The 22837-nt window shown below is 65.4% G+C and carries 22 protein-coding genes and 1 pseudogene; 15 read left to right on the forward strand and 8 right to left on the reverse strand.

Translation table 11 applies throughout. From position 1 onward, the window contains the following. Nucleotides 1-46: 46 nt before the first annotated feature. The 3 genes from ABFO07_RS28950 to ABFO07_RS28960 all read left to right on the forward strand — a co-directional run bounded on the left by ABFO07_RS28950 (nt 47) and on the right by ABFO07_RS28960 (nt 1995). Nucleotides 47-745, forward strand: coding sequence for a PadR family transcriptional regulator (locus ABFO07_RS28950; protein ID WP_060149564.1), 699 nt, complete (start codon nt 47-49; stop codon nt 743-745). 79 nt (nt 746-824) lie between these two features. Then, nucleotides 825-1640, forward strand: coding sequence for a siderophore-interacting protein (locus tag ABFO07_RS28955; protein ID WP_059564708.1), 816 nt, complete (start codon nt 825-827; stop codon nt 1638-1640). A gap of 133 nt (nt 1641-1773) precedes the next feature. Further along, nucleotides 1774-1995 (forward strand): hypothetical protein, encoded by a 222-nt coding sequence (locus tag ABFO07_RS28960; RefSeq protein WP_059564701.1) that lies wholly within the window; start codon nt 1774-1776, stop codon nt 1993-1995. Between the two features lie 22 nt (nt 1996-2017). On the opposite strand, the gene ABFO07_RS28965 is transcribed toward ABFO07_RS28960, so the two are convergent. Continuing rightward, nucleotides 2018-2599, reverse strand: coding sequence for an undecaprenyl-diphosphatase (locus ABFO07_RS28965; RefSeq protein WP_059882533.1), 582 nt, complete (start codon nt 2597-2599; stop codon nt 2018-2020). A 442-nt stretch (nt 2600-3041) separates the two neighbouring features. Between ABFO07_RS28965 and ABFO07_RS28970 the strand changes: the two genes are divergently transcribed. Both ABFO07_RS28970 and ABFO07_RS28975 read left to right on the forward strand, forming a co-directional pair. Continuing rightward, nucleotides 3042-3782, forward strand: coding sequence for an acetoacetate decarboxylase (locus tag ABFO07_RS28970; protein ID WP_059564703.1), 741 nt, complete (start codon nt 3042-3044; stop codon nt 3780-3782). Between the two features lie 45 nt (nt 3783-3827). Beyond that, nucleotides 3828-4613, forward strand: a complete 786-nt coding sequence (locus ABFO07_RS28975; RefSeq protein ID WP_069236607.1) for a 3-hydroxybutyrate dehydrogenase — start codon at nt 3828-3830, stop codon at nt 4611-4613. On the opposite strand, the pseudogene ABFO07_RS28980 reads toward ABFO07_RS28975, so the two are convergent. Then, nucleotides 4603-4767, reverse strand: a pseudogene (locus ABFO07_RS28980) (zinc ribbon domain-containing protein); the annotation flags it as partial. The gene ABFO07_RS28975 and the pseudogene ABFO07_RS28980 overlap by 11 nt on opposite strands. Before the next feature lie 116 nt (nt 4768-4883). Between ABFO07_RS28980 and ABFO07_RS28985 the strand changes: the two are divergent. Both ABFO07_RS28985 and ABFO07_RS28990 read left to right on the forward strand, forming a co-directional pair. Continuing rightward, nucleotides 4884-6101, forward strand: coding sequence for a patatin-like phospholipase family protein (locus tag ABFO07_RS28985; protein WP_059810771.1), 1218 nt, complete (start codon nt 4884-4886; stop codon nt 6099-6101). Between the two features lie 60 nt (nt 6102-6161). Beyond that, nucleotides 6162-6626 (forward strand): hypothetical protein, encoded by a 465-nt coding sequence (locus ABFO07_RS28990; protein ID WP_059879061.1) that lies wholly within the window; start codon nt 6162-6164, stop codon nt 6624-6626. Nucleotides 6627-6704: 78 nt separating this feature from the next. Here the strand turns inward: ABFO07_RS28990 and ABFO07_RS28995 are convergent, their stop codons facing one another. Next, nucleotides 6705-7628: a LysR substrate-binding domain-containing protein gene (locus tag ABFO07_RS28995; protein ID WP_059564981.1), complete on the reverse strand. Its 924-nt coding sequence runs from the start codon at nt 7626-7628 to the stop codon at nt 6705-6707. 123 nt (nt 7629-7751) lie between these two features. On the opposite strand from ABFO07_RS28995, the gene ABFO07_RS29000 reads away from it, so the two are divergent. Further along, nucleotides 7752-8837: a tartrate dehydrogenase gene (locus ABFO07_RS29000; RefSeq protein ID WP_347469123.1), complete on the forward strand. Its 1086-nt coding sequence runs from the start codon at nt 7752-7754 to the stop codon at nt 8835-8837. A gap of 513 nt (nt 8838-9350) precedes the next feature. On the opposite strand, the gene ABFO07_RS29005 is transcribed toward ABFO07_RS29000, so the two are convergent. Then, a complete protein-coding gene (locus ABFO07_RS29005) occupies nt 9351-9830 on the reverse strand; it encodes a DUF1348 family protein (RefSeq protein WP_059564983.1) in 480 nt (159 codons plus the stop codon). A gap of 49 nt (nt 9831-9879) precedes the next feature. Next, nucleotides 9880-10494, reverse strand: coding sequence for a TetR/AcrR family transcriptional regulator (locus ABFO07_RS29010; protein ID WP_059879069.1), 615 nt, complete (start codon nt 10492-10494; stop codon nt 9880-9882). Nucleotides 10495-10500: 6 nt separating this feature from the next. Here ABFO07_RS29010 and ABFO07_RS29015 point away from each other — a divergent pair, with 6 nt between their 5' ends. The 3 genes from ABFO07_RS29015 to kdpA all read left to right on the forward strand — a co-directional run bounded on the left by ABFO07_RS29015 (nt 10501) and on the right by kdpA (nt 13603). After that, the gene (locus ABFO07_RS29015; protein ID WP_414146211.1) at nt 10501-11331 is read left to right on the forward strand and encodes a GNAT family N-acetyltransferase; all 831 of its coding nucleotides are present in this window, start codon (nt 10501-10503) and stop codon (nt 11329-11331) included. Then, nucleotides 11328-11756, forward strand: coding sequence for a hypothetical protein (locus ABFO07_RS29020; protein ID WP_059564986.1), 429 nt, complete (start codon nt 11328-11330; stop codon nt 11754-11756). Before ABFO07_RS29015 ends, ABFO07_RS29020 begins: the two co-directional genes overlap by 4 nt. Nucleotides 11757-11860: 104 nt before the next feature. Then, a complete protein-coding gene (gene kdpA, locus ABFO07_RS29025) occupies nt 11861-13603 on the forward strand; it encodes a potassium-transporting ATPase subunit KdpA (protein WP_347469126.1) in 1743 nt (580 codons plus the stop codon). A gap of 69 nt (nt 13604-13672) precedes the next feature. On the opposite strand, the gene tdh is transcribed toward kdpA, so the two are convergent. Both tdh and ABFO07_RS29035 read right to left on the reverse strand, forming a co-directional pair. Next, entirely contained in the window at nt 13673-14701 is a 1029-nt protein-coding gene (tdh, locus tag ABFO07_RS29030; RefSeq protein WP_059564988.1) for an L-threonine 3-dehydrogenase, read from the reverse strand. Between the two features lie 12 nt (nt 14702-14713). After that, nucleotides 14714-15913 carry a glycine C-acetyltransferase gene (locus ABFO07_RS29035; protein WP_059564989.1) on the reverse strand — a complete coding sequence of 400 codons (1200 nt, stop codon included), beginning with the start codon at nt 15911-15913 and terminating at the stop codon, nt 14714-14716. A 160-nt stretch (nt 15914-16073) separates the two neighbouring features. On the opposite strand from ABFO07_RS29035, the gene ABFO07_RS29040 reads away from it, so the two are divergent. From ABFO07_RS29040 to ABFO07_RS29050, 3 genes are all read left to right on the forward strand, one after another. Beyond that, on the forward strand, nt 16074-16685 hold the full coding sequence (locus ABFO07_RS29040) for a helix-turn-helix domain-containing protein (protein ID WP_059879078.1): 612 nt from the start codon (nt 16074-16076) through the stop codon (nt 16683-16685). 129 nt (nt 16686-16814) lie between these two features. Next, the gene (locus ABFO07_RS29045; protein WP_059879082.1) at nt 16815-17192 is read left to right on the forward strand and encodes a DUF2471 family protein; all 378 of its coding nucleotides are present in this window, start codon (nt 16815-16817) and stop codon (nt 17190-17192) included. A 93-nt stretch (nt 17193-17285) separates the two neighbouring features. Next, on the forward strand, nt 17286-18305 hold the full coding sequence (locus ABFO07_RS29050; protein ID WP_347469128.1) for a tyrosine-type recombinase/integrase: 1020 nt from the start codon (nt 17286-17288) through the stop codon (nt 18303-18305). Nucleotides 18306-18436: 131 nt separating this feature from the next. Here ABFO07_RS29050 and ABFO07_RS29055 read toward each other — a convergent pair whose 3' ends face one another. Further along, complete coding sequence (locus tag ABFO07_RS29055) at nt 18437-19618, reverse strand: DNA-binding protein (RefSeq protein ID WP_347469130.1); 1182 nt, start codon at nt 19616-19618, stop codon at nt 18437-18439. A gap of 1846 nt (nt 19619-21464) precedes the next feature. On the opposite strand from ABFO07_RS29055, the gene ABFO07_RS29060 reads away from it, so the two are divergent. After that, nucleotides 21465-22829 carry a replication initiation protein gene (locus tag ABFO07_RS29060; RefSeq protein WP_059564994.1) on the forward strand — a complete coding sequence of 455 codons (1365 nt, stop codon included), beginning with the start codon at nt 21465-21467 and terminating at the stop codon, nt 22827-22829. The last annotated feature ends 8 nt before the right edge of the window (nt 22830-22837 follow it).

The raw sequence follows: 22837 nt of genomic DNA on the forward strand, positions 1-22837 counted from the left end.
TCGATATATATCTTTAGATATGTTTTCCGATATATAGGACTCGATCATGCGGCACAACCATTTCCGCGGCCACGCCCGATGCGACGGGTACGGTGCGCATTCCGCCCCCTCATGGTTCACCGGTTTCTGGCACGCGATCGGCCGCCACCGCCGCGGCCGTGACCCGTTCGGCGGCGGCCCCGGCGGCCCCGGCGGCTTCGGGGGATTCGGCGGCGACGACGCGATGCCGCGCGGCCGCCAGTTCAGTTCCGACGATCTGCAACTGCTGCTGCTGGCGCTCGTCGCCGACCAGCCGAGCCACGGCTACGAGCTGATCAAGGCGCTCGACACGCGCTCGAACGGCTTCTACAGCCCGAGCCCGGGGATGGTCTACCCGGCGCTCACCTATCTCGAGGAAGTCGGCTTCGTCGCGTCGCAGGCGGAAGGCAACCGCAAGCGCTATGCGCTCACCGACGCCGGACGCGCGCACCTCGACGCGCAACGCGAACGCGTCGACACGCTGTTCGCGCGGCTCACGCACCTCGCGCGAAGGATGGAATTCATGCGTCGCGCGTTCGCGGGCGAATCGGCCGGCGACGCATCGGACGAACCGCAAGGCGGCTGGCTGCCGGAGTTCGTCGAAGCACGCGTCACGCTGAAGCACGCGCTGCTGCACAAGAGCGGCGCGACCGCCGACGAGCAGCGGCGCATCGCGGCGATCCTGCGGCGCGCCACCGCCGAAATCGAGGGCCGCACCGGCGAGTAACCCGCGCCGGCCCCGGCTTTGCATGGAACCCGAGCTCGCGCCGATGCGCCGGCACGGGTCGATACTGGAGAACCCATCGATGCAGAACACGCTAGAACGCACCGTCACCCGTGTGCGCCACACCCTCAAGTTCCGCCTGCTGCAAGTCGTGCGCGTGCACGCCGTCACGCCGCACCTGCTGCGCGTCACGCTGGGCGGCCCCGATCTCGCGGATTTCGAATCGGCGTCGTTCGACGATCACGTGAAAGTGTTCCTGCCGCCGCCCGGCGTCGAGCGGCCCGCGCTGCCGTCCATGGGGCCGAACGGCCCGGTGTTCCCGGAAGGCGAACCGAAGCCGGTCGCGCGCGATTTCACGCCGCGCCGCTTCGATCGGCCGGCGTGCGAACTGGATCTGGAATTCGTGCTGAATCACCCGGGGCCGGCATCGCAGTGGGCCGCGCAGGCGCGCGTCGGCCAGTGGCTCGGCATCGGCGGCCCGCGCGGTTCGTTCGTCGTCCCGACCGGTTTCGACTGGCACCTGTTGATCGGCGACGACACGGCGCTGCCGGCCGTGGCCCGGCGCCTGGAGGAATTGCCCGCCGGCGCGCGCGCGGCGGTCGTACTGGAAGTCGCGGATCGCAGCGCGCGGATCGCGTTCGATACGCGTGCGGAAGTGCATGAAATCTGGCGCTTCCGCGATGAGGCCGCCGCCGACGGCGACGCGCTGCTGGATGCCGTGCGCGACCTGCCGCTGCCGGCCGGTGAAGGCTATGTATGGGCGGCCGGCGAGGCGCTCGCGATGCGCGCGGTGCGGCAGCATCTGACCAGCGAACGGGGCATCGACAAGGCGCGGATTCGCGCGGCGGCCTACTGGAAGCGCGGCGCGAGCGCCGTGCACGAATCGCTCGACGACTGACGCGCACGGCGCCCGGCATTCCGGCGCGGGCAACGCGAGGACTCCTTGGCATCGGCGGGACGGCTGGTATATACCTACGTCTGCGATACCACTGTCAGGCAATCCACGCCGCCCGCATCAGGAGCGCCCGGTCATGACAAAAGAAAGCCACGCTTCGCCTTTCCTTCGCCACCTGAAAATCGCCGGCTATTGCGGCCTCGCGGCCGTCGCACTCGCGCTGTTCATCGCGATGTGCGCGATCCTCAAGGAGAGCGCGCTCGAGCGGGACGCGACACAGCCGCCGGCAGACTCGGCCGAGCTGCACGGCGGCGCCGCCCCTGCCGCGGCCGCCGAAGCGGCCAGGGCGCCGGGCTGAGCGCGCCCGGCTCGATCCTTCCTTACGGCGCGTGCAAGCGCCCCATCACGACTGCGTGCACCGCCTCGCCGATGCGCTCGAGCATCGCCGTGACGGGCCGCGCATACAGGTGCGCGGCCAGCGCGCCGGCGGTGCCGACCAGCACGCCGCCCGCCATGTCGAACGGCCAATGCACGCCGGCGTAGATCCGCCCCCACGCGATCGCGGCGGCCATCGCCGCCATCACGAAACCGGTCATGCGCGTCGCGCCGCCCAGCAGCATGCCGACCGCGATGCTCCACGCGAACGTCATGTGATCGCTCGGAAACGAACCGTCCGGCGCATGCGGAATCAGTTGCGTGCCGACGCCGGCCATGAACGGCCGCGGCGAGAACCAGAAGTGCGACAGCACCTGCGCGAGCGCGAGCGCGATGCATGCGCCGAGACCGGCTTCGATGGCCTGGCGGCGCGTCGGGCGCGCGCCGAACAGCCAGGTCAGCAGCAGCGTCGCGGGAATCGCATAGACGAGCCAGTTGGCGGCGAAGATCGCGAGCTTCGCGACGCCCGCTTGCGGCGCCGTGCCGGCGTTGATGGCGGAAAACAGGGTGAGATTGAGGTTCTGCATGAATCGGGGTACGTGGAGCGGAGGGGGCAAGACCGGCCATCCGGTCATGCACGATGCTAGGGGCGGCTCGCTTAAGCGATGCTTATGGTGTCCGGCGGGTCGCGACACCGCGGGCAAATACCCGTTCGATCGGCCGCCGGGACGCGCTTAGAACGTGCATTGCAACACAAGTTCACACAATTGAAATATTTCGGGTGGAGCGTTTCCCGTAAAACCTCACCCAATCCCCCGTAAAAGCTCACCTTTGATCATCATCGAGGCCTGCGACGATCAATACACTGCGCGTCCACCGGGCTATTTGCGTTGTTCGAATCAATATTTGCCGGGTCAACCTAGCGAATCCTGCAACAATTTATTCCAGTTGCGGCATCGCACAACGACGGCATGCAGGCATACGATAACGGGCACTCATTCACGAAGCGATCAACAACAAGGAGTCCGCATGAAAACCAGCGATGTCCGATCGAAAGCGTTTGCAATGCCGTTGACGAGCCCCGCCTTCCCGATGGGCCCTTACCGTTTCGTCGATCGCGAGTTTCTGATCATCACGTATCGCACCGATCCGGTCCGCCTGCGTGAAATCGTGCCCGAACCCCTGCAGATCACGGAACCGCTCGTTCATTACGAATTCATTCGCATGGCCGACTCCACCGGCTTCGGCGACTACACCGAGAGCGGCCAGGTGATCCCCGTCGAATACAACGGCCAGCCGGGCGGCTACACGCTCGCGATGTACCTCGACGACCACCCGCCGATCGCCGGCGGCCGCGAGCTGTGGGGCTTCCCGAAGAAGCTCGCCTCGCCGACGCTGCACGTGAACACCGACCACCTCCTCGGCACGCTCGACTACGGCAAGGTGCGCGTCGCGACCGGCACGATGGGCTACAAGCACAAGGAGCTCGACATCGCCGAGCAGACGAAGCGCCTCGCCGGCCCCAATTTCCTGCTGAAGATCATCCCGCACGTCGACGGCACGGCGCGCGTCTGCGAGCTGGTGCGCTACTACATGCAGGACATCGTGATGAAGGGCGCCTGGACCGGCCCGGCATCGCTCGAGCTGTCGCCGCATGCGCTCGCGCCGGTCGCCGACCTGCCGGTGCTCGAGATCGTCGAGGCCCGGCACATCGTCGCAGATTTGACACTTGGGCTCGGCGAAGTCGTCTACGATTACCTGGCTCAGTAACGCCCGCTGTCACTTTCCACCACCTTTCACTTCGGAAATTCGAACATGAGCACTCTGAATGGCAAGACCGCAGTCGTCACCGGCGCCGCAAGCGGCATCGGCAAGGAAATCGCGCTGGTACTGGCAAAGGCGGGCGCGGCGGTCGCGATCGCCGACCTGAACCAGGAGGGCGCGAACGCCGTCGCGGAAGAGATCAAGCAGGCAGGCGGCAAGGCGATCGGCGTCGCGATGGACGTGACCAGCGAGGAAGCCGTCAACAGCGGCATCGACAAGGTGGCCGAAACGTTCGGCTCGGTCGACATCCTCGTGTCGAACGCCGGCATCCAGATCGTGAACCCGATCGAGAACTATGCGTTCTCCGACTGGAAGAAGATGCAGGCGATCCACGTCGACGGCGCGTTCCTGACGACGAAGGCCGCGCTCAAGCACATGTACAAGGACGATCGCGGCGGCGTCGTGATCTACATGGGCTCGGTGCACTCGCACGAAGCGTCGCCGCTGAAGTCCGCGTACGTGACGGCGAAGCACGGGCTGCTGGGCCTCGCGCGCGTGCTGGCGAAGGAAGGCGCGAAGCACAACGTGCGCTCGCACGTCGTGTGTCCGGGCTTCGTGCGCACGCCGCTGGTGGACAAGCAGATTCCGGAGCAGGCGAAGGAGCTCGGCATCAGCGAAGAGGACGTGGTGAAGAAGGTAATGCTCGGCAACACCGTCGACGGCGTGTTCACGACCGTCGAGGACGTCGCGCAGACGGTGCTGTTCCTGTCCGCGTTCCCGAGCGCCGCGCTGACCGGCCAGTCGTTCGTCGTCAGCCACGGCTGGTTCATGCAGTGATGTCCGCCTCCGCCTGAAGGCGGAGGATTCCCACAGCCGGCGATGCACGTCCGCATCGGAGAATGTTCAACGCAGCGTTGGTATCGCGATCATGCTCGACACCACAGCCACTGCATGTCCGCTCTCTTACTCGCGGTCCCGCGATACCTGCCGGCCAGCCTAACCCGTGGAAGAAGCTGCCTGTCAAGAGCACGCCCTTCCTCCCCGCCATGTGCCCCGAAGGGAGTCCCCAGGGGGAAATGGCGGGGATTCTCGGAGCAAAAAAGCAAGATGAAGCCACATGCCCGCACAGAAAGGCAGGCCGTCGATGCGGCGGACCTGCATCATGAGGCCGGCGCGCCGGCCCCCGCGCGCGCGCTCCCCTACGAGACGATCGCCCTTGTCCTGCAGGGCGGCGGCGCGCTCGGCGCCTATCAGGCCGGCGTGTTCGAAGGCTTGCACGAGGCGGGCATTCCGCTCGACTGGATCGCGGGCATCTCGATCGGTGCGCTCAACACCGCGCTGATCGCGGGCAATGCGCCCGAGCATCGCGTCGAGCGGCTGCGTCAGTTCTGGGAAACGATCTGCCAGCCCGCGTTCTTTCCGGCGATGCCTGCCGCGTTCGAACTCGCGCTGTTCAACAGCATCGACCAGGTTCGCACGTTCTTCACCGCATCGCAGGCCGCGAGCGCGATGATGCAGGGCCAGCAGGGCTTCTTCGTGCCGCGCTTCCCGCCGCCGCTTCCGGGCGTGTCCGACCATCCGGACAAGATCAGCTGGTACGACACGTCCGCGCTGCGCTCGACGCTGGTGAAGCTGTGCGATTTCGACCGGATCAACGCCGGCGAGACACGCGTGTCGGTCGGCGCGGTCAACGTCGGCACCGGCAACTTCGTCTACTTCGACAACACGCGCACGCGCCTCGAGCCGGAGCACTTCATGGCGTCCGGCGCGCTGCCGCCCGCGTTCCCGCCGGTCGAGATCGAAGGCGAGTACTACTGGGACGGCGGCGTCGTGTCGAACACGCCGCTGATGGAAGTGCTGCATGCGCGGCCGCGCCGCGACACGCTCGCGTTCCAGGTCGACCTGTGGAGCGCGCGCGGGCCGCTGCCGCGCTCGATGGCCGACGTCGCCGAGCGCACGAAGGACGTCCAGTACTCGAGCCGCACGCGTTTCGTCACCGATACGCTGCAACGCGAGCAGCGGTATCGCAACTTGCTGCGCCAGGTGCTCGACCAGGTGCCGGAAGAACAGCGCAAGAGCGATCCGTGGTGCATCGAGGCGGAGGCGCTGTCGTGCGGGAAGAAGTACAACATCCAGCACCTGATCTACCAGCAGAAGGCGTACGAGCATCACTACAAGGACTATCAGTTCGGTCTGTCGACGATGCGCGACCACTGGTCCGCCGGTCTCGACGACATCCGCAAGACGCTCGCCGTCAAGGACGGCCTCGCGTTGCCCATGAACGACGCGGGCTTCGTGACGCACGACATTCACCGCAAGCGGTAACGTCGCGCACGACGGGCCGGCGCGGTGCCTGCACCGGCCCGTTCCATTTCTCGATTCGACATGCCGATTTTCATTGCACTGTTCGCGCTCATCGCTCTCGTCTGGGGCGCGGTTCACACCTATCACGTCATTGCCGCGCAGTTCGGCCAGCCGGTCGCCGTGTCGGCGGCCGTACTCGCCGCCGCGCTCGTGGTCGCGCTGGCCGCGTGGTGGCTCAGGCGCCGCCGCGACATCGCCCCCAATACGAAGGAACAAGGCTGGACCCACGTCGTGCATCGCGCGTGGGGCGAGCTGCGCGTGTCCGCGACGCAGGGGCTGCTGTGGCTGTCGCACGACGGCGCCGACGGCCGCTATACGCTGTCGCAGCTCGACGGCTGCGCGGCCGCGCCGATCGGCGGCCGCTGGCATCTCGTCGTGCAGGTGCGCGACGCCGCGCGCGGCGAATGGACGCTGCCGATGATGGACAAACGCGACGCGCAGCGTTGGGCGCGGGTGCTGAGGCTGGCAAAGGACAACCGGCTGTGATGCGGACGCCGATGCTGTGCGGACGCACCGATGTCGCGATCGGATCATGATCCCGTAAAAGCTCACCGATAGCCCGGATCAACCCGTGCTGTCATTCGCCGCGTCGCTCAGGCCGGCAAACGCCTCCGCCAGGAAATCGACGCACACGCGCACCTTCGCCGATGTCGCGACACGCTCCGGATAGACGGCCCAGATGTTCGCCGGCTGCATCGCCTCCGGCAGCACGCGGCGCAACGCGCCGCTCGCGATCAGCGGTGCCGCTTCCCAGATCGAACGCAGCACGATCCCGCGCCCCGCGAGCGCCCATTGCACGGCAACCTCGCCGTGATTCGTCGACAGCGCGCCGCCGACCTTCACCGTCGCCGTCTCGCCGCGCACGTTCAGCCGCCACACGCCGAGCGGATGGTCGCGTTCCTTGATCGCAAGGCACTCGTGCGACGAAAGCTCCGCGAGCGAACGCGGCGTGCCGCGCCGGGCGAGATAGTCGGGCGACGCGCACAGCACGCGATGGTTCGCGGCCAGCCGGCGCGCGATCAGGTGATCGGCGATCTCGTCGCCGATCCGCACGTCGATGTCGAACCCTTCGCCGGCGACGTCGACGAGCCGGTCGAACAGATCGAGCCGCACGTTCAGTTGCGGATAACGCTCGGTGAACTCGAGCAGCGCGGGCGCGACGATGTGCCGGCCGAAGCCGAAACTGCTCGAGATGCGCAGCGTGCCGCGCGGCACCGAACGCGTGGCCGACACGTCCTCGACGAGATGATCGACGTCGTCGAGGATCTTCTCGGCGCGGGCGAGCACACGCTCGCCGGCTTCAGTCACCGCGACGCGGCGCGTCGAGCGATGCAGCAGCCGCGTGCCGAGCTGCGCTTCCAGCAGCGCGACGCGCTTGCTGACATACGCGGGCGACACGCCGAGCTGCTCGGCCGCCGCGCTGAAACTCGTCAGGCGGACGACGGCGCTGAACACGCGCAGGTCATCCAGGTTCGGTAATTTATTCACGATTCGTGGAAAGTCGATTCACTTCCCGGCGATTTTAATCTCCGTGGAAATAAATAGAATGAGCTCGTCCGCTGCCGCGCACATCGTGTGCGACGGCCCGATCAGACTTGGAGGAGCACTCGCATGAGCGACAGGACATACAAAATCGCCATCATCCCCGGTGACGGCATCGGCCGCGAAGTGATGCCCGAGGGCCTGCGCGCGCTCGGCGCCGTAACGGCCAGTTTCGGCATCCGTTTCGACTTCACGCACATCGACTGGGCGAGCTGCGACTACTACGCGCAGCACGGCAAGATGATGCCGGACGACTGGAAGGCGCAGCTCGCCGGCATGGACGCGATCCTGTTCGGCGCGGTCGGCTGGCCGGCGACGGTGCCGGATCACATCTCGCTGTGGGGGTCGCTGCTGAAGTTCCGCCGCGAGTTCGACCAGTACATCAACCTGCGGCCCGCGCGCCTGTTCGACGGCGTGCCGTCGCCGCTCGCGGGCCGCCGCGCCGGCGACATCGATTTCATGATCGTGCGCGAGAACACCGAAGGCGAATACTCGTCGGTCGGCGGCACGATGTTCGAAGGCACCGAGCGCGAAGTGGTCATGCAGCAGTCGATCTTCACGCGGCACGGCACCGAGCGCGTGCTGAAGTTCGCGTTCGAACTCGCGCAGCGGCGCGCGAAGCGCCTGACCGTCGCAACGAAGAGCAACGGCATCGCGATCAGCATGCCGTGGTGGGACGCGCGCGCGGCCGAGATGGCCGAACGCTATCCGGAAGTCGCCTGGGACAAGCAGCACATCGACATCCTGTGCGCGCGCTTCGTGCTGCAGCCCGACCGCTTCGACGTCGTCGTCGCATCGAACCTGTTCGGCGACATCCTGTCGGACCTCGGCCCCGCATGCACCGGCACGATCGGCATCGCACCGTCGGGAAACCTCAACCCCGATCGCACGTTTCCATCGCTGTTCGAGCCCGTGCACGGCTCGGCGCCCGACATCGCGGGCCAGTACATCGCGAACCCGATCGCGATGATCTGGTCGGCCGCGATGATGCTCGATTTCCTCGGCAACGGCGCGGGCCGCGAACGCGACGCGCACGACGCGATCGTCACCGCGATCGAGGATGTGCTGCGCGCTGGGCCGCATACGCGCGATCTCAGCGGCAGCGCCGGCACGCAGGCAGTGGGCGAGGCGATCGCGGCCCGGATCGCGGGATGACGGGTGAGTTGAACGGCGTGTCGATGCGCACTTGTGGATGCCGCGCGATCGGCACGTCGTTGATGGTTCATCGGAATCGATCGGTGAGAAACGTGATGTGCGGATACGCACTTGATTGCGCGCCGATCAAGCCGAACGGGTGAGTATTCGCTCTGGTCACTACGCACCGCACCGCATTTCGGCACAGTCGTCGCGCTTGTTTCGTTATGCATTCGATTGGTGAGGCGCACGACGTGCGACAGTGCACCAACGCATGAGGCATGCGTCAATCAGTGAGCGACGCTGCTGACCGTCGATCACCGATGCAATGCAGACCGCCCCCCGGCAACGTGATGCGATCGCGCCATGAATTCGAACGCCCGCACGATGCAATCGTGCGGGCGTTCGTACATCACGACGTTTCGATGGTCTGCCGACGCGGTCTTTCCGAGTGCATGTTCGCCGGCTCCCGAAGATTCTCACCGTCGACGCATCGGCTCCCGCATTTCCTCACCTTCAACCGACACGCGACGATTACAGTCCGAGATCGGACAGGCCCGGATGATCGTCCGGACGGCGGCCGAGCGGCCAGTGGAACAGGCGATCGGCTTCGCGGATCGGCATGTCGTTGATGCACGCGAAACGACGCGCCATCAGGCCGTTGTCGTCGAACTCCCAGTTCTCGTTGCCGTACGAGCGGAACCAGTTGCCGGCGTCGTCGTGCCATTCGTACGCGAACCGCACCGCGATGCGGTTGCCGCCGAACGCCCACAGCTCCTTGATCAGCCGGTAGTCGAGCTCGCGCGTCCATTTCCGCTGCAACAATGCGACGATTTCGTCGCGGCCGTTCGCGAACTCCGCGCGGTTGCGCCAGCGGCTTTGCGGCGTATAAGCGAGCGACACACGGTGCGGATCGCGCGTGTTCCACCCATCCTCCGCGGCGCGGACTTTCTGCACCGCCGTTTCGAGCGAAAAGGGCGGAACGGGCGGACGAACTTCGGCTGATTCAGACATCGTTTTTTCTCCAGTCAGGATTGGGCCGCGCGAAGCCGCGGCCAGCTTGCTACTTCGACGGCCGCGACACGGCGTCGAGCAATAGTTCTGCCGTGGCGCGCGCATCGCGCGCGGCCGTCGCGTCGCCGCTCACGAGCGCAACGCCGATCGCGCCGTCGATCAGCACGAGCCACTGGCGTGCGACGCGCGCGAGCATGCGGCGCTCGACACCGGTGTCGTCGGCCAGCGCGTCGAGCCGTTCGCGCACGAACGCCAGCAGGCGCGCCTTGTGCGCCCGCGCGACGATCCGCACCGGATCGTCGGCGTCCGCGATCTCGCCCGACGCATTCAGGAACGCGCAGCCGTGGAAATCGGGCTGCTGGAACCAGTCGCGCAGCACGTCGAACATGCCGAGCAATTGCGTACGCGGCGTCTTGCCGCGCGCAAGCGTCGCGTCGACGAACCAGCGCATCCAGCGCTCGTCGCGCCGCTCGAGCGCCGCGACGACCAGCGCTTCCTTCGATTCGAAATGCGAATAAAAGCTCTTCCGCGCGGCGCCGGAGCGCTTCACGATCGCGTCGACGCCGGTTGCATGGATCCCGCCGGAATAGATCAGCGCTTCGGCCGCGTCGAGCAGGCGGTCGCGCGCGCCCGGTTCTCCGGGCTGAGGTGCGTGTGTGGTCATGGTCGGTTGGCTGGAACTGGATCGGATGGGTTTACAGTAGAACGATCATTCTCCCATGTCAAGCAGGATGAAGAACGTTCGTTCTACCTTGAATGGTCGGCGGATCGTGGCCGGGCCGCGATCTTTACGACATTTTTTCTTGATGACGACATTCGCGACTCACTACACTGCGTGCACCCCGTTGGGCCAGAGGATGTCATGCCGCATTCCGCACCCGCACGTCGCACCCGCACCTATGCCGCTTACGCGAAACAGCTCGACGATCGCGTCGTGCTGAGGCGCTTCGACCCGCGCACCGACTCGTACGAGTCGCTGACCGGCGTGCTCCAGCGCGCGTTCGCGCCCCTTGGCGCGCTGGGCTTCCCGTACCCGGCCGTCGACCGTTCCGCCGCCGGGACGCGCGCATCCACGCTTGCAGGCGAATGCTTCGTCGCGCTCAGCAAGGGCCATCTGGTCGCGACGATCACGATGCGCATGTCCGATCCCGACGCCCCGTGCGACCCGTATCGCAGCCGCCGCGTCGCGACGATCCGCGAGCTTGCCGTCGATCCGGTCTGGCAGGCGCGCGGCATCGGCCGCTCGCTGCTCGCGTTCGCCGAGCGGTGGGCCGCGTCGCGCGGCGCCAGCCATCTCGCACTCGACGTGCCGCAGGAGGCGGCGCGGCTCGTTGAATTCTGCGTCGGTGAAGGATTTCGTCCGATCGACGTGATGCGCTTCGCGGGCCGCGGCTATGACAGCGCCGTGCTGTGCAAGCCGGTCGGCGCGACGCTTGGCGCCACCCCGATAAGCGGCGCAATCGCGATCCAGCCCGTCCGCCGGCAAGCGGCTACATCATGAAACGCGACCCGCTCCCGAGCCGCGACGCACGCGTCGAGCCGGACGAAGCCGCGCGGCGCGCGCTGCGCAACGCGCGCCTTCGCGCCGCGCTGCGGCTGCGCGGCCTCGCAAAGCTGGCGCTCGTCACGATCGCCGGTGCGCACCTGCTGACGCTTGCGTTCGACTTCGTGCTCGTCTCGGCGGGGTTTGCGCCCGAGGCCGCCACGCTGCTGCTGTTCCGCTTCGCGTCGTGCGCGCTCGTCAGCTACTGGCTGCAGGCCGACGCGCTGCGTGCGTACCGTCATGCGCTCGAGCACGGCTTCATCGCGTTCGGCGGCCCCGACGACGCGCCGGTGCGCATCGCGCCGCGCTGTCCGAAGCACTGGCTCGTGTGCCTCAACCTGCAGCTCGATCCGCACTGGATCGAGAACAAGCCGCTGCGCTGACGGCACGCGCCGCGCTTGATCGCTTGCCGGCGAATCGGCCCGGCATCCAATGAAATGAACCTATCCATTCGATGCTGGCCGGCAACGCCGGTCTGGGAGGTGGTGTGATCGGCAATGCCTGGACACAGGTCGGCGTGCTCCTGTTTGTTCTCACCTTTCTGGCCAAACCGCTCGGGCAGTACGTCGCCCACATCGCCCGCGGCGAACTGCCGGGCCCGTTGCGGCACCTTGCCGCGATCGAGCATGCGATCTATCGTCTCGCGGGCGTCGCACCCGACGACGACATGCACTGGACGCGCTATGCGATCGCGCTGGTCGCATTCAATGCGCTCGGCGCAGCCGCGCTCTACCTGCTGCAACGCATCCAGGCGTGGCTGCCGCTCAATCCGCAGCACCTGCCGAACGTGGAGCCGGGGCTCGCGTTCAACACGGCGGTGAGCTTCGCGACGAATACGAGCTGGCAGGCGTATGCGGGCGAGACGACGCTCAGCAACCTGACGCAGATGCTCGGCATCGGCGTGCAGGGTTTCCTGTCGGCCGCGAGCGGGATCGTCGTCTTGCTTGCGCTGATTCGCGGCCTTACGCGCCGCGGCAGCGACACGATCGGCAATGTCTGGACCGACCTGACGCGCGTGACGCTCTACGTGCTGGTTCCGCTGTCCGCGTTGTTCGCGGCGGCATTCATCGGGCAAGGCGTGGTGCAGGGTTTTGCGCCCGATCGCGACGTCGCGCTCGTGCAGCCGCACCGGTCGGCGCCGGCCGCGAACCAGCAGACGCTACCGATGGGGCCCGTCGCATCGCAGGAATCGATCAAGCTGCTGAGCGGTGATGGCGGCGGCTTCTTCAACGCCAACTCCGCGCATCCGTACGAGAACCCGACGCCGTTCGCGAACTTCCTGCAGATGATCGCGATCCTGCTGATTCCGGCCGCGCTGTGCCATACGTTCGGCACGATGATTCAGGACCCTCGGCAGGGCTGGACGATCTACGCCGCGATGCTGATGCTGTTCGTCGCGGCCGCCGCCGCAATGATCCGGGCCGAGCAGACGGCCGGCCCGGCGTTGACCGCGCCGGGCATCGACGCCGTTGCATCGGCAAGCCAGCCGGGCGGCAACATGGAAGGCAAGGAGACGCGCTTCGGCATCGTTTCGTCGGCGCTGTATGCGACCGTCTCGACGAGCAGCGGCGACGGCGCCGTCAACGCGATGCACGATTCGTTCACGCCGCTCGGCGGCCTCGTGACGATGGCGCTGATGCAGTCGGGTGAAGTCGTCTTCGGCGGCCCCGGCTCGGGCCTGTACGGCATGCTGATGGTGGTGTTGCTCGCGGTGTTCGTCGCCGGGCTGATGATCGGGCGCGCACCCGAATATGCCGGCAAGAAGATCGACGTGTACGAAATGAAGATGGTGTCGATCGCGATTCTCGCGACGCCGCTGATCGTGCTGGCCGGCACCGCGATCGCGGCGGTGACGCCGGCGGGCGTCGCCGGGCTCGGCAATCCGGGCGCGCACGGCTTCAGCGAGATCCTCTACGCATTCTCGTCGGCCGCGAACAACAACGGCAGCGCATTCGCGGGCCTGTCGGCGAACACGCTCTTCTACAACACGTCGCTGGCCATGGCGATGTGGTTCGGGCGCTTCACGATCATCGTGCCGGTGCTAGCGATCGCGGGATCGCTCGCGCGAAAGAAGCGGCGTGCGCCCGGCGCCGGCACGTTGCCGACGCACGGGCCGCTGTTCTTCTGCGTGCTGGTCTCGACCGTGGGGCTGGTCACGCTGGTGACGTTCCTGCCGGCGCTCGCGCTCGGCCCGATCGCCGAGCACCTTGCGATGATGGCCGGCAATTGACCCGGCCGCTGACGCTTCCCGGAACGCGTCCGCCGGCCGCGACGACGCACCGCGGCGGCCGGCTCGTGGTCAGACCGTCCAGTCGAGAATCACCTTGCCGCTTTCGCCGGACAGCATCGCCGCAAAGCCCTTCTCGTAATCGTCGACACCGAAGCGGTGCGTGATGATCGGCGACAGGTCGAGGCCGCTTTGCAGCATCGCGACCATCTTGTACCAGGTCTCGAACATCTCGCGGCCGTAGATGCCCTTGATCTCGAGGCCCTTGAAGATCACCTGGTTCCAGTCGATCGCCGTCTGCGCGGGCGGAATGCCGAGCAGCGCCACCTTGCCGCCGTGATTCATCGCCTCGAGCATGCTCGTGAACGCGCTCGGCACGCCCGACATCTCGAGCCCGACGTCGAAGCCTTCGGTCATGTGCAGATCGGTCATCACGTCGCGCAGCGATTCGCGCGCGACGTTGACCGCACGCGTCGCGCCCATCTTGCGCGCGAGCTCGAGCCGATAGTCGTTGATGTCGGTGATGACGACGTTGCGCGCGCCGACGTGCTTCGCGATCGCGACCGCCATGATCCCGATCGGGCCGGCGCCCGTGATCAGCACGTCCTCGCCGACGAGGTTGAACGACAGTGCCGTGTGCGTCGCGTTGCCGAACGGGTCGAAGATCGATGCGAGATCGTCGGAGATCTCCGGCGGAATCTTGAACGCGTTGAACGCGGGAATCGCCAGATATTCGGCGAACGCGCCCTCGCGATTGACGCCGACGCCGATCGTGTTGCGGCACAGGTGCCGGCGCCCCGCGCGACAGTTCCGGCAGAATCCGCACGTGATGTGCCCTTCGCCGGACACGCGGTCGCCGATCGCGAAGCCGCGCACTTCCTGCCCCATCTCGACGATCTCGCCGACGTATTCGTGACCGACGTGCATCGGCACCGGAATCGTCTTCTGCGCCCAGTCGTCCCACTTCCAGATATGGATGTCGGTGCCGCAGATCGCCGTGCGGCGGATCTTGATCAGCACGTCGTTGTGTCCGACTTCGGGGCGCTTCACGCGCGTGAGCGACAGGCCGGGGCCGCGTTCGAGCTTTGCGAGTGCTTTCATGGGCGGCCTCCGTCAGACGATGCCGAGCGACTTGCCGACGCGCACGAACGCCGCGACGGCCTGATCGATCTGTTCGGGCGTATGCGCGGCGCTCATCTGCGTGCGGATGCGCGCGCGCCCGCGCGGCACGACCGGGAACGAGAAGCCGATCACATAGACGCCTTCGCCGAGCAGCGCATCGGCCATGTTCGTCGCGAGCTGCGCATCGCCGAGCATCACCGGGATGATCGGGTGCTCGCCCGGCACGAGCGTGAAGCCGGCTTCGGTCATCTGCTGGCGGAAGCGCGCGCCGTTCTCGCGCACGCGTTCGCGCAGTTTCGCGCCCTCGTCGCTGCCGAGCAGCTCGAGCACTTCGAGCGAGGCCGCGGCAATGCTCGGCGTGAGCGTGTTCGAGAACAGGTACGGGCGCGAGCGCTGGCGCAACAGCTCGACGACCTCGCGCCGCGCCGCGACATAGCCGCCGGACGCGCCGCCCAGCGCCTTGCCGAGCGTGCCGGTGATGATGTCGACGCGCCCCTCGACGCCGCAGTATTCGGGCGTGCCGCGCCCGTGCTCGCCGATGAAGCCGACCGCATGCGAATCGTCGACCATCACGAGTGCGCCGTAGCGGTCGGCGAGATCGCAGATGCCCTTCAGGTCGGCGATGATGCCGTCCATCGAGAATACGCCGTCGGTCGCGATCAGCTTGTGGCGCGCGCCGGCCGCATCGGCTTCCTTGAGCTTCGCCTCGAGATCGGCCAGGTCGTTGTTCCGGTAGCGGTAGCGCTTCGCCTTGCACAGACGAATGCCGTCGATGATGCTCGCGTGGTTCAGCTCGTCGCTGATCACCGCGTCGCTTTCGTCGAGCAGCGTCTCGAACAGGCCGCCGTTCGCGTCGAAGCAGCTCGAATAGAGAATGCTGTCGTCGGTGCCGAGGAAAGCGGCGATCGCGCTTTCGAGCTGCTTGTGCACGGTTTGCGTGCCGCAGATGAAGCGCACCGATGCCATCCCGAACCCGTCCTGGTCGAGGCCGGCCTTCGCCGCGGCCACGAGGCGCGGATCGTTCGCGAGACCCAGGTAGTTGTTCGCGCAGAAATTCAGTACGCCGGCGCCACCGGCGAGCCGCACGGCCGCCGCCTGCGGGCTTGCGATCTCGCGCTCGGTCTTGTAGAAACCGTCCGCGCGGATCTGGTCGAGGGTCCCGCGCACCTGGGCGAGAAAGGCATCACGCATCGCAAAGCTCCTGACAGGAATCGCAACCCGCCGGCACCCGCTCGTGGCGGCGGCACAGCGGCCTGCTACTGTTATAGTCGGTCGTTCGGTTGACCGCTCTTTTCCGTTATTCCGAACTAAAATTCGAAATACCGAACAACTCTAAGCGAACGGAATTCAAATGGCAAGTTCCTCCGGGTCCCGGCGCGCGTCCGCAAGCGCGGCAGCCGCACCCGCCGCCGCGACACCGCCGCGCGTCGGCGAACAGATCCAGCGCCTGCGCAACGAACGCAAGCTCACGCTCGACGACCTGTCGCGCGCGGCCGGCGTATCGAAATCGATGCTCTCCGAGATCGAGCGCGACAAGGCCAACCCGACGATCGCGGTTGCGTGGCGGCTGACGAACGCGCTCGGCATCACGCTCGACGAACTGTTCTCGCAACCGAAGGCGCCGGAAACGATCCGCGTCGACGGCCCGCACGACATCCCGACGCTCGCCGGGCACGACGGCCAGTACCAGCTGCGCGTGTGGGGCCCGATCGACCTCGCCGGCAGGTTCGAGTGGTACGAGCTGACGCTGCCGGGCGGCGGCGCGCTCGTGTCGAACGCGCACGAGCCAGGCACGCGCGAACACCTGACGGTATTGCAGGGCGCGATGGAAATCGAAGCCGCGGGCAGCGTGCGCCGCCTGAAGAACGGCGACACCGCACGCTACCCGGCCGATACGCCGCACGCGATCCGCAACCCCGGCAAGGGCGAAGCAAGAGCGTTGCTGATCGTGATTCATCGCTGAGGGGCCGTCCAGTCATCCGAATGGCCAGTTGCGAAAAATACTGTATGTTTGTACAGTATACGGACATTCCGCTTTGCAAGGGCCCAGGGCGCGCGCCGACGCGCTGCCCGTGGTCGACAGGAGCCTGCGATGACCGAAGAACAAGATCTGGCCGCGCTCAGCTTCAAGGCTGCTGCGCACGACCTCGAGAAGATCGTTCGGCATATTGCCGAACGCTATATCCGCCAGCAGGTGCCGCTTACGTGGCGCCTGCTGCATGCCATCGAAGCCGAAGCGCTCGCGGATCTCGGCTTCGCCAGCCGGCACGACGCCGGCATGCGGCAGCTGTTCGAACGGCCGTCGGACATGACTTTTCCCGAAACGGACGACCCGATCGACTTCGGGCAGTCCAACGCGCTGCCGGCTGTGTTCTCGTTCGCGGTCATCGCGTACGAGGCCGCGGCAAACAAACGCGGCGCACAACCATCCGTGCACGTCGCCCGTCTAAGCCAGGCCTGGGGCGACTGATCGCCGTGCCGGCGAATGAGGCCGGATAGGCGGGGAGCCCCCAAGGATTCCGCGGAAAGGGCTACCATATATGCAACTAACGGAATAAATGACATGTCCCTTCCTTCGTCCACGCCCATGCCCCAGCCAGCGGAAGAAAAGGATCTGTTCGACCGCGGTGCGTCAGACTGGATCGCCTCTCCCGAAGCCGCGTTCGACGCATGGCTTGCCATGCAGGACTATCGCCGGTCGTCCGCTGACGTCTATCGTGCGCAATGGGGCGCCTTTCTGACCTGGCTTCGCGTGCATCAAAAGAATCTCGCAACGGTCGATACGGCGTCGATCGCGCATTTCGTCGGCGAGCTGCCGATCAAGAAAACGCAGCGGATGCGCTATTTGCGGCTGATCGAGCGCGTGCTCGACCACATCCGCCGCAGCGAATTCGCGTCGACCAACCCGGCTCGCTTCATCGCTCAGGATGGCGAAGCGATCTGGCGCAAGGCGCGCGACAACGAACCCACCGGCTTTCTCACGCCGTCCGAACGCGCCAGGTTGCTGGCGTATCTGTTTTCGCCGATCGGTGTATCGGGCGCCGCGCAATGGAAAGAGCAACGCGATCGCGCGCTCGTCGCCGCATTTCTCGGCGCCGGCGTGAAAACCGGCGAAGCCCGGGTACTCACGATTAGTTGCATTAATGCGGGCGGCACGTCGCTGCAGATTCCGTCGACGCATCCCGACTTCGCACGGGAAACACATCTGGCGTCGTTCGCCATTGCGCTGTTCGATGCGTGGCTCGTGGAACGCAAGCGCCAGGATATTCCGGGCGACCTCGTCTTTCCCGCATCGCACACCGGGCGCCCGATGCACAAGGCGACGATGTTGCGTGCCGTCGATGCCATCGTCGAAGCGGCGGACCTCGCGACATCGCGCACCGCCCGGGCCAGCCCGCAGACACTGCGCAATACCTACGCCGCGGAATTGTTCGAAAACGATGTGCCGCTCGAGCGGGTCGGCCGGTGGCTCGGCTTCATGCAGCCGATTTCGTCGAATCGTCTGCATCGCGCCTGGAAGAACTGGCGCGACGCCCTGGTCGAGGGTGAAGTCGACGCAGCCCCGGAATCTCACGGTTCGTGATCGCGCGGCGCGCGTCCTGCAATACGTGAGTGCCTTGCGCGGCGGGGGCTCACCCTTTCGACGCCCCCGCAAAATCTCACCTTTGGCTTCCCGAATCTCCTCACCTGTGGCCGGATAGGCAACGATTCCGGTCAGTTTTGCGCGAAACGGGCGACTGCCTCGAAGCGGGACGGCCAGGATCCCGACGCGTGTTCGCACTCCGGGCACGACACTTCGAAACCTTCACCGGTATGCGACAGCTCGGGTTCGCCGTCGCAGTGCGGACATTGGCTCGGAACCGGAATATCCTGGTCCAGCGCAGTGCCGATCACGGAAAACGCATCGGCATCAAGCTTGCCGCTATCGGCCAGGCGCCGGATCAAGCCGGCGATTTCCGGATTCACCCCGCGATTCGCGCGCAATGTGTTCCTTTCACGCGTCGTGGCGTCCAGTTCGTCGCTCTGACTGCGAAGCTGCTCTTCGAGGCGGTCCGCGCGAGCCTTGGCGGCACTCAGTTGTTGCAGGAAGTCGAATTCCTTGCGTTGCACGTCGCGCAACCCGGACTGATAGGTCGACGCCATGCTGCGCAACGAGTCCAGCTCGACCAGCATCGGCTTGACGCGCCGTTCGGCTTCGGCCACCGCATCCTTGATTTGTTGCGCGTAATGCTCGGTGCGTTGCTGCAACTCGGCTTGCAGCGTATCGATGCGGTCGCGCAACGCGGCGTTCTGTGTCTGTTCTACGTCTACCCGGCCGGTCGCCGCGACCAATTCCTTTTCCAGACGGCTGACTGAGGTGAGCAGCGTCGCTTCGTTTGCCGAACCGTGTGTCGCCTGCGAGGCCAGCTGCACTTCGAGTTCGGTCACCCGCGCCTGAAGTTGTTCGTTGCGGGCTTCGCTGCGCGCGAGGGCCGTTTCGAGCGTTTCCTGACGAATGTGTGCGTCGCGCAATGCCTGCTCGGCTTGTGCGACATCGGTGCGCACCTGCTCGCGGTCGATGTCGAGACTGTCGCGGGCAACTTTCAGCGCTTCTTCATAGAGGGCGCCCAGCAGCGCACCGGCTTTTTCCTCGACGGCTTTCGGAATCGCGGCGCCTTCCAGACGAACTTTCGATGCGGAGCGGATCCGTTCCCAGAAGTGGTCGATGTCCTTCGGAATGTCGCTCGCGCTGCCGGTCTGGGTGAGATCGCGGACATTCGCCGCGGATGGACGGATGCCCAGATCGAAAAACAACCGCTTGCAGGCATGCAGCGACAATTCCTGCCGGCGGGCGCCGCCGGCTCGCAACGATTCCAGTTCATCCCGGATGACTTGACGCATTTCGTCGAGGGTCATGGTGTTTTTCTCAGGCGTTCGAATGTCGCAATCATAACGAAATACGTACTATTCGATACCAATTTTTGGGGGACGTTGCGAATTCGCGTCGACAGTCACAGAAAGTCGTGCTGTGGTCCTTCATAGCTGAAGCAGGTCACCGATTCCGTGAAACAAAGCTAAGAAACCGAGCTAAGTGATTGTTCCAGCGATGTTTTCAAGCAGGTCACAAAAAACAGGGGTTGTTTCACATGGCGATCGGTGTCCGATCTGTGTCGAGGAGAAGATCGGTGTTGGGGTAGGGGTGTCTGTGGAAAACTCCGCCCGGGACGTATTGAGAGTAATAGAAGTAAACACCCTTGAACCCTTAGTTAAAAACGTTAACGCCACGGCACAGCCTTATGTACCAAGGGTTTCCGGCCGACAAGGTGAAGCTTTACAGGAACCAAGGTGACCTTCTGCGGGAGCCGACGTGATGGGGTTCGGGGAGCTGCGTGAGCCCTTGCGGGAAAGGTCGTGAGCGGATTCGGGATCACAGTGAATAGGTCGATTTTCCAAAGGTGAGGGTTTTCGGGGCCTCACAGCCGCGGAACGCCCGCTGTGCCTGAATGCACAGTTTTCTGCCTGTGCAGACATAGGTGAAGCTTTTCGGGACCGCTATTTGCCGTCGATTCTGCCCTTCTTTTAGGCAGTTTTGGTGAAAGGTGAGATTCCACGGGACTCCAGGCCGATTTGATGTGAGGATTTCCGGGACACAGAAGGGATTTTGCACCACAAAAGGGCGTTTCCAGCCCTGTGGACCCCAAAAGGTGAGGCTTTTCGGGAGCGAAATGGCGGCAATCCTGGCTCGAACAGCTTCAGGTGAGGCTTTTCGGGACCTGCCGGACAAGCGGGCTGTGCCGCCACAGGTGAGCGTTTTCGGGAACATAATTTGCCCGCAAAATGGTCACAGGTGAGGTTTTACGGGGGGGAGTGGGTATCCACTTCGGCTGAAAAGCCCGCCAATACTGGATGGTGAGACTGTCTGTGCAAGCCTTTTTTCGGCACAGGTGAGGTTTTTCAGGACCTGACACGCGATTGTCGTACGAATGCCTGCACGCGAAAGGTGAGGTTTTTCGGGGAGTGCGCCACAGGCCGGTGCATTCGCATTTCGCGCTTAAGTATCGGAGGACATTGGGATTTTTGAAACCGCGGAGGTTACGGTGAGGCTTTTCGGGAGCGCCTTCTCCGTTTGTTTTCGCGGCGCTTCTGTCGATAAGGTGAGGGTTTACAGGAGGTGCAAACGGGCGGATCCCGCGCGCGTCGGGGATCCGTCGATGTCCGATCGTTGGAATCGCACAGCGCGAAGGTGAGATTTTTCGGGAGCGTACGTCAATGGCGCACTGTACAATGCGCGCCCCGGCTGTCGACACGTGCCCCCGACGCTGCTGAAACACGTGCCGGTGGCGCGGAAACGGGCTGTGCGAGCCTTGGGTTACCGCGTCTTTCCGGATGCCGAGCCTGATGCAAATTCCTCGGCCGCCCGCGCCTGTACATGCATACAGGCCGGTTGCGCATGGGATCGAGGCACTGTGCAGCGGTCACAGAATCCCAGTCGTAAATTTGCGACAGGATCACAGGTGAGCCGATACGGGAAGGCTTGGCGCCCGGAGTATGCACAGGCAAAAAACTGTGAATCCGCGTCTCCCGCGGCGCGTAAAGGTGAGTCCGCTGCACGGCGATTCTGGACCGGTGAGCCTTTGCGGGAGCGGGTTGGGGTGAGCGCCATTTCGTGAGCCCGCTTCACCGGCTATGGTGAGCATGTCGTTCTGGACGCACTTCACCGCAGGCGCTATCCTTCCGGAAAACTTCTCCTCCGACCCGACGCATGGCCACGAAGCGCGCCAAGAAAACCGATGTGGATGTGGTGAGTGCCAGTTCAGCCGAATTGCGAAAGGCCGTCGAGGCGATCGCCATTCAGCCGAAAAGCGGCAAGATCACCCTCCTGACCCGCAAGCTGTTCAACGTCCTGCTGGCCGTCGCGCAGCAGGCCGACGACTCGGGCGATACCTATCGCGCGCTGTTGTCGGACATCGTCGCCAACTCCGCATTCGATTCGAACGACACCGCGCTCGTGAAGGAACACCTGCGCCGCATGGTGTCGGTGCAGGTCGAATGGAGCACGGGCACGTCGAGCCAGAAGCCCGGCCGCAAGTGGGGGATCTCGACGTTGATCGCGGACGCGGAAATTCTCGAAGATCCGGCCACGCGCCGCGTGTGGGTCGAATTCTCGTTCGCGCCGAAGATCAAGAAGAAGCTGCTGGACCCGGTCCAGTACGCTCGCCTCAGCCTGCAGTTCCAGAGCCAGCTGCGCAGCAGCGCGGGCCTCGCGCTGTACGAGATCTGCGTGCGTTACCTGACGAACCCGAGCCACCTGACGATGCGTGAGCCGTGGGAATGGTGGCGGCCCATCCTGTCGGGCACGCCGGACACCGAAGCCGGCGACGAGGCGAAACGCGAATACAAGTACTTCAAACGCGACTACCTGCGCCCCGCGATCGCGGAAGTCAACGCGGTCACCAATATCTTCGTTGAGCTGATCGAGCATCGCGAGGGGCGGCGGGTCGCGGAGATCCAGTTCCGCGTGACCGAGCGCAAGCAGCCGATGCTGGCGCTCGACGAGCACCCGAACGTGTTCGACAGCACGCTGGTCGACCGGATGGTGAAGATCGGCATTCCGTTGAAGGAAGCGCAGACGCTGTACGCGGACAGCGAAGAGAACCGCATTCGCGCTGCGCTGCAGATGACGGAGCAGCGGATGCGCAGCACGACGCTGCCGCCGGTGCGAAGCGCCGCGGCATTGTTCAAGGATGCGCTGAAGAAGGGCTATGCGCCGCCGGTGGAAGCCGTCGAGGCGCTGCCTGGCAGTGCGACGTCGGGCAAGGCGCCAGCGGCCCAGCCGGACGATCTGAAGGCGCGTCTGCTGAGCGAATACGCGGCGTATCGGCGCAAGGAAGCGAAGGCGCTGTACGACGAGCAGGGCGACGCGGAGCGCGAAGTGGCGCGCGAATCGTTCGAATCGGAGGCACTGCCGACGATGGGCTCGCACATGCGCGACGATTGGCGCAAACGCGGCCTCGATTCCAAGCTGGCCGAGACGGCCTTCTTCGACTGGCTGGCCCAGAAGACCTGGGGCGAGCCGACCGACGGCGACTTGCTCGCCTTTACGCTGAATCAATCCCGGGCGGCCTGAGCCGCCTG

This window comes from Burkholderia stagnalis, assembly GCF_039848545.1.
Lineage (GTDB): Bacteria > Pseudomonadota > Gammaproteobacteria > Burkholderiales > Burkholderiaceae > Burkholderia > Burkholderia stagnalis.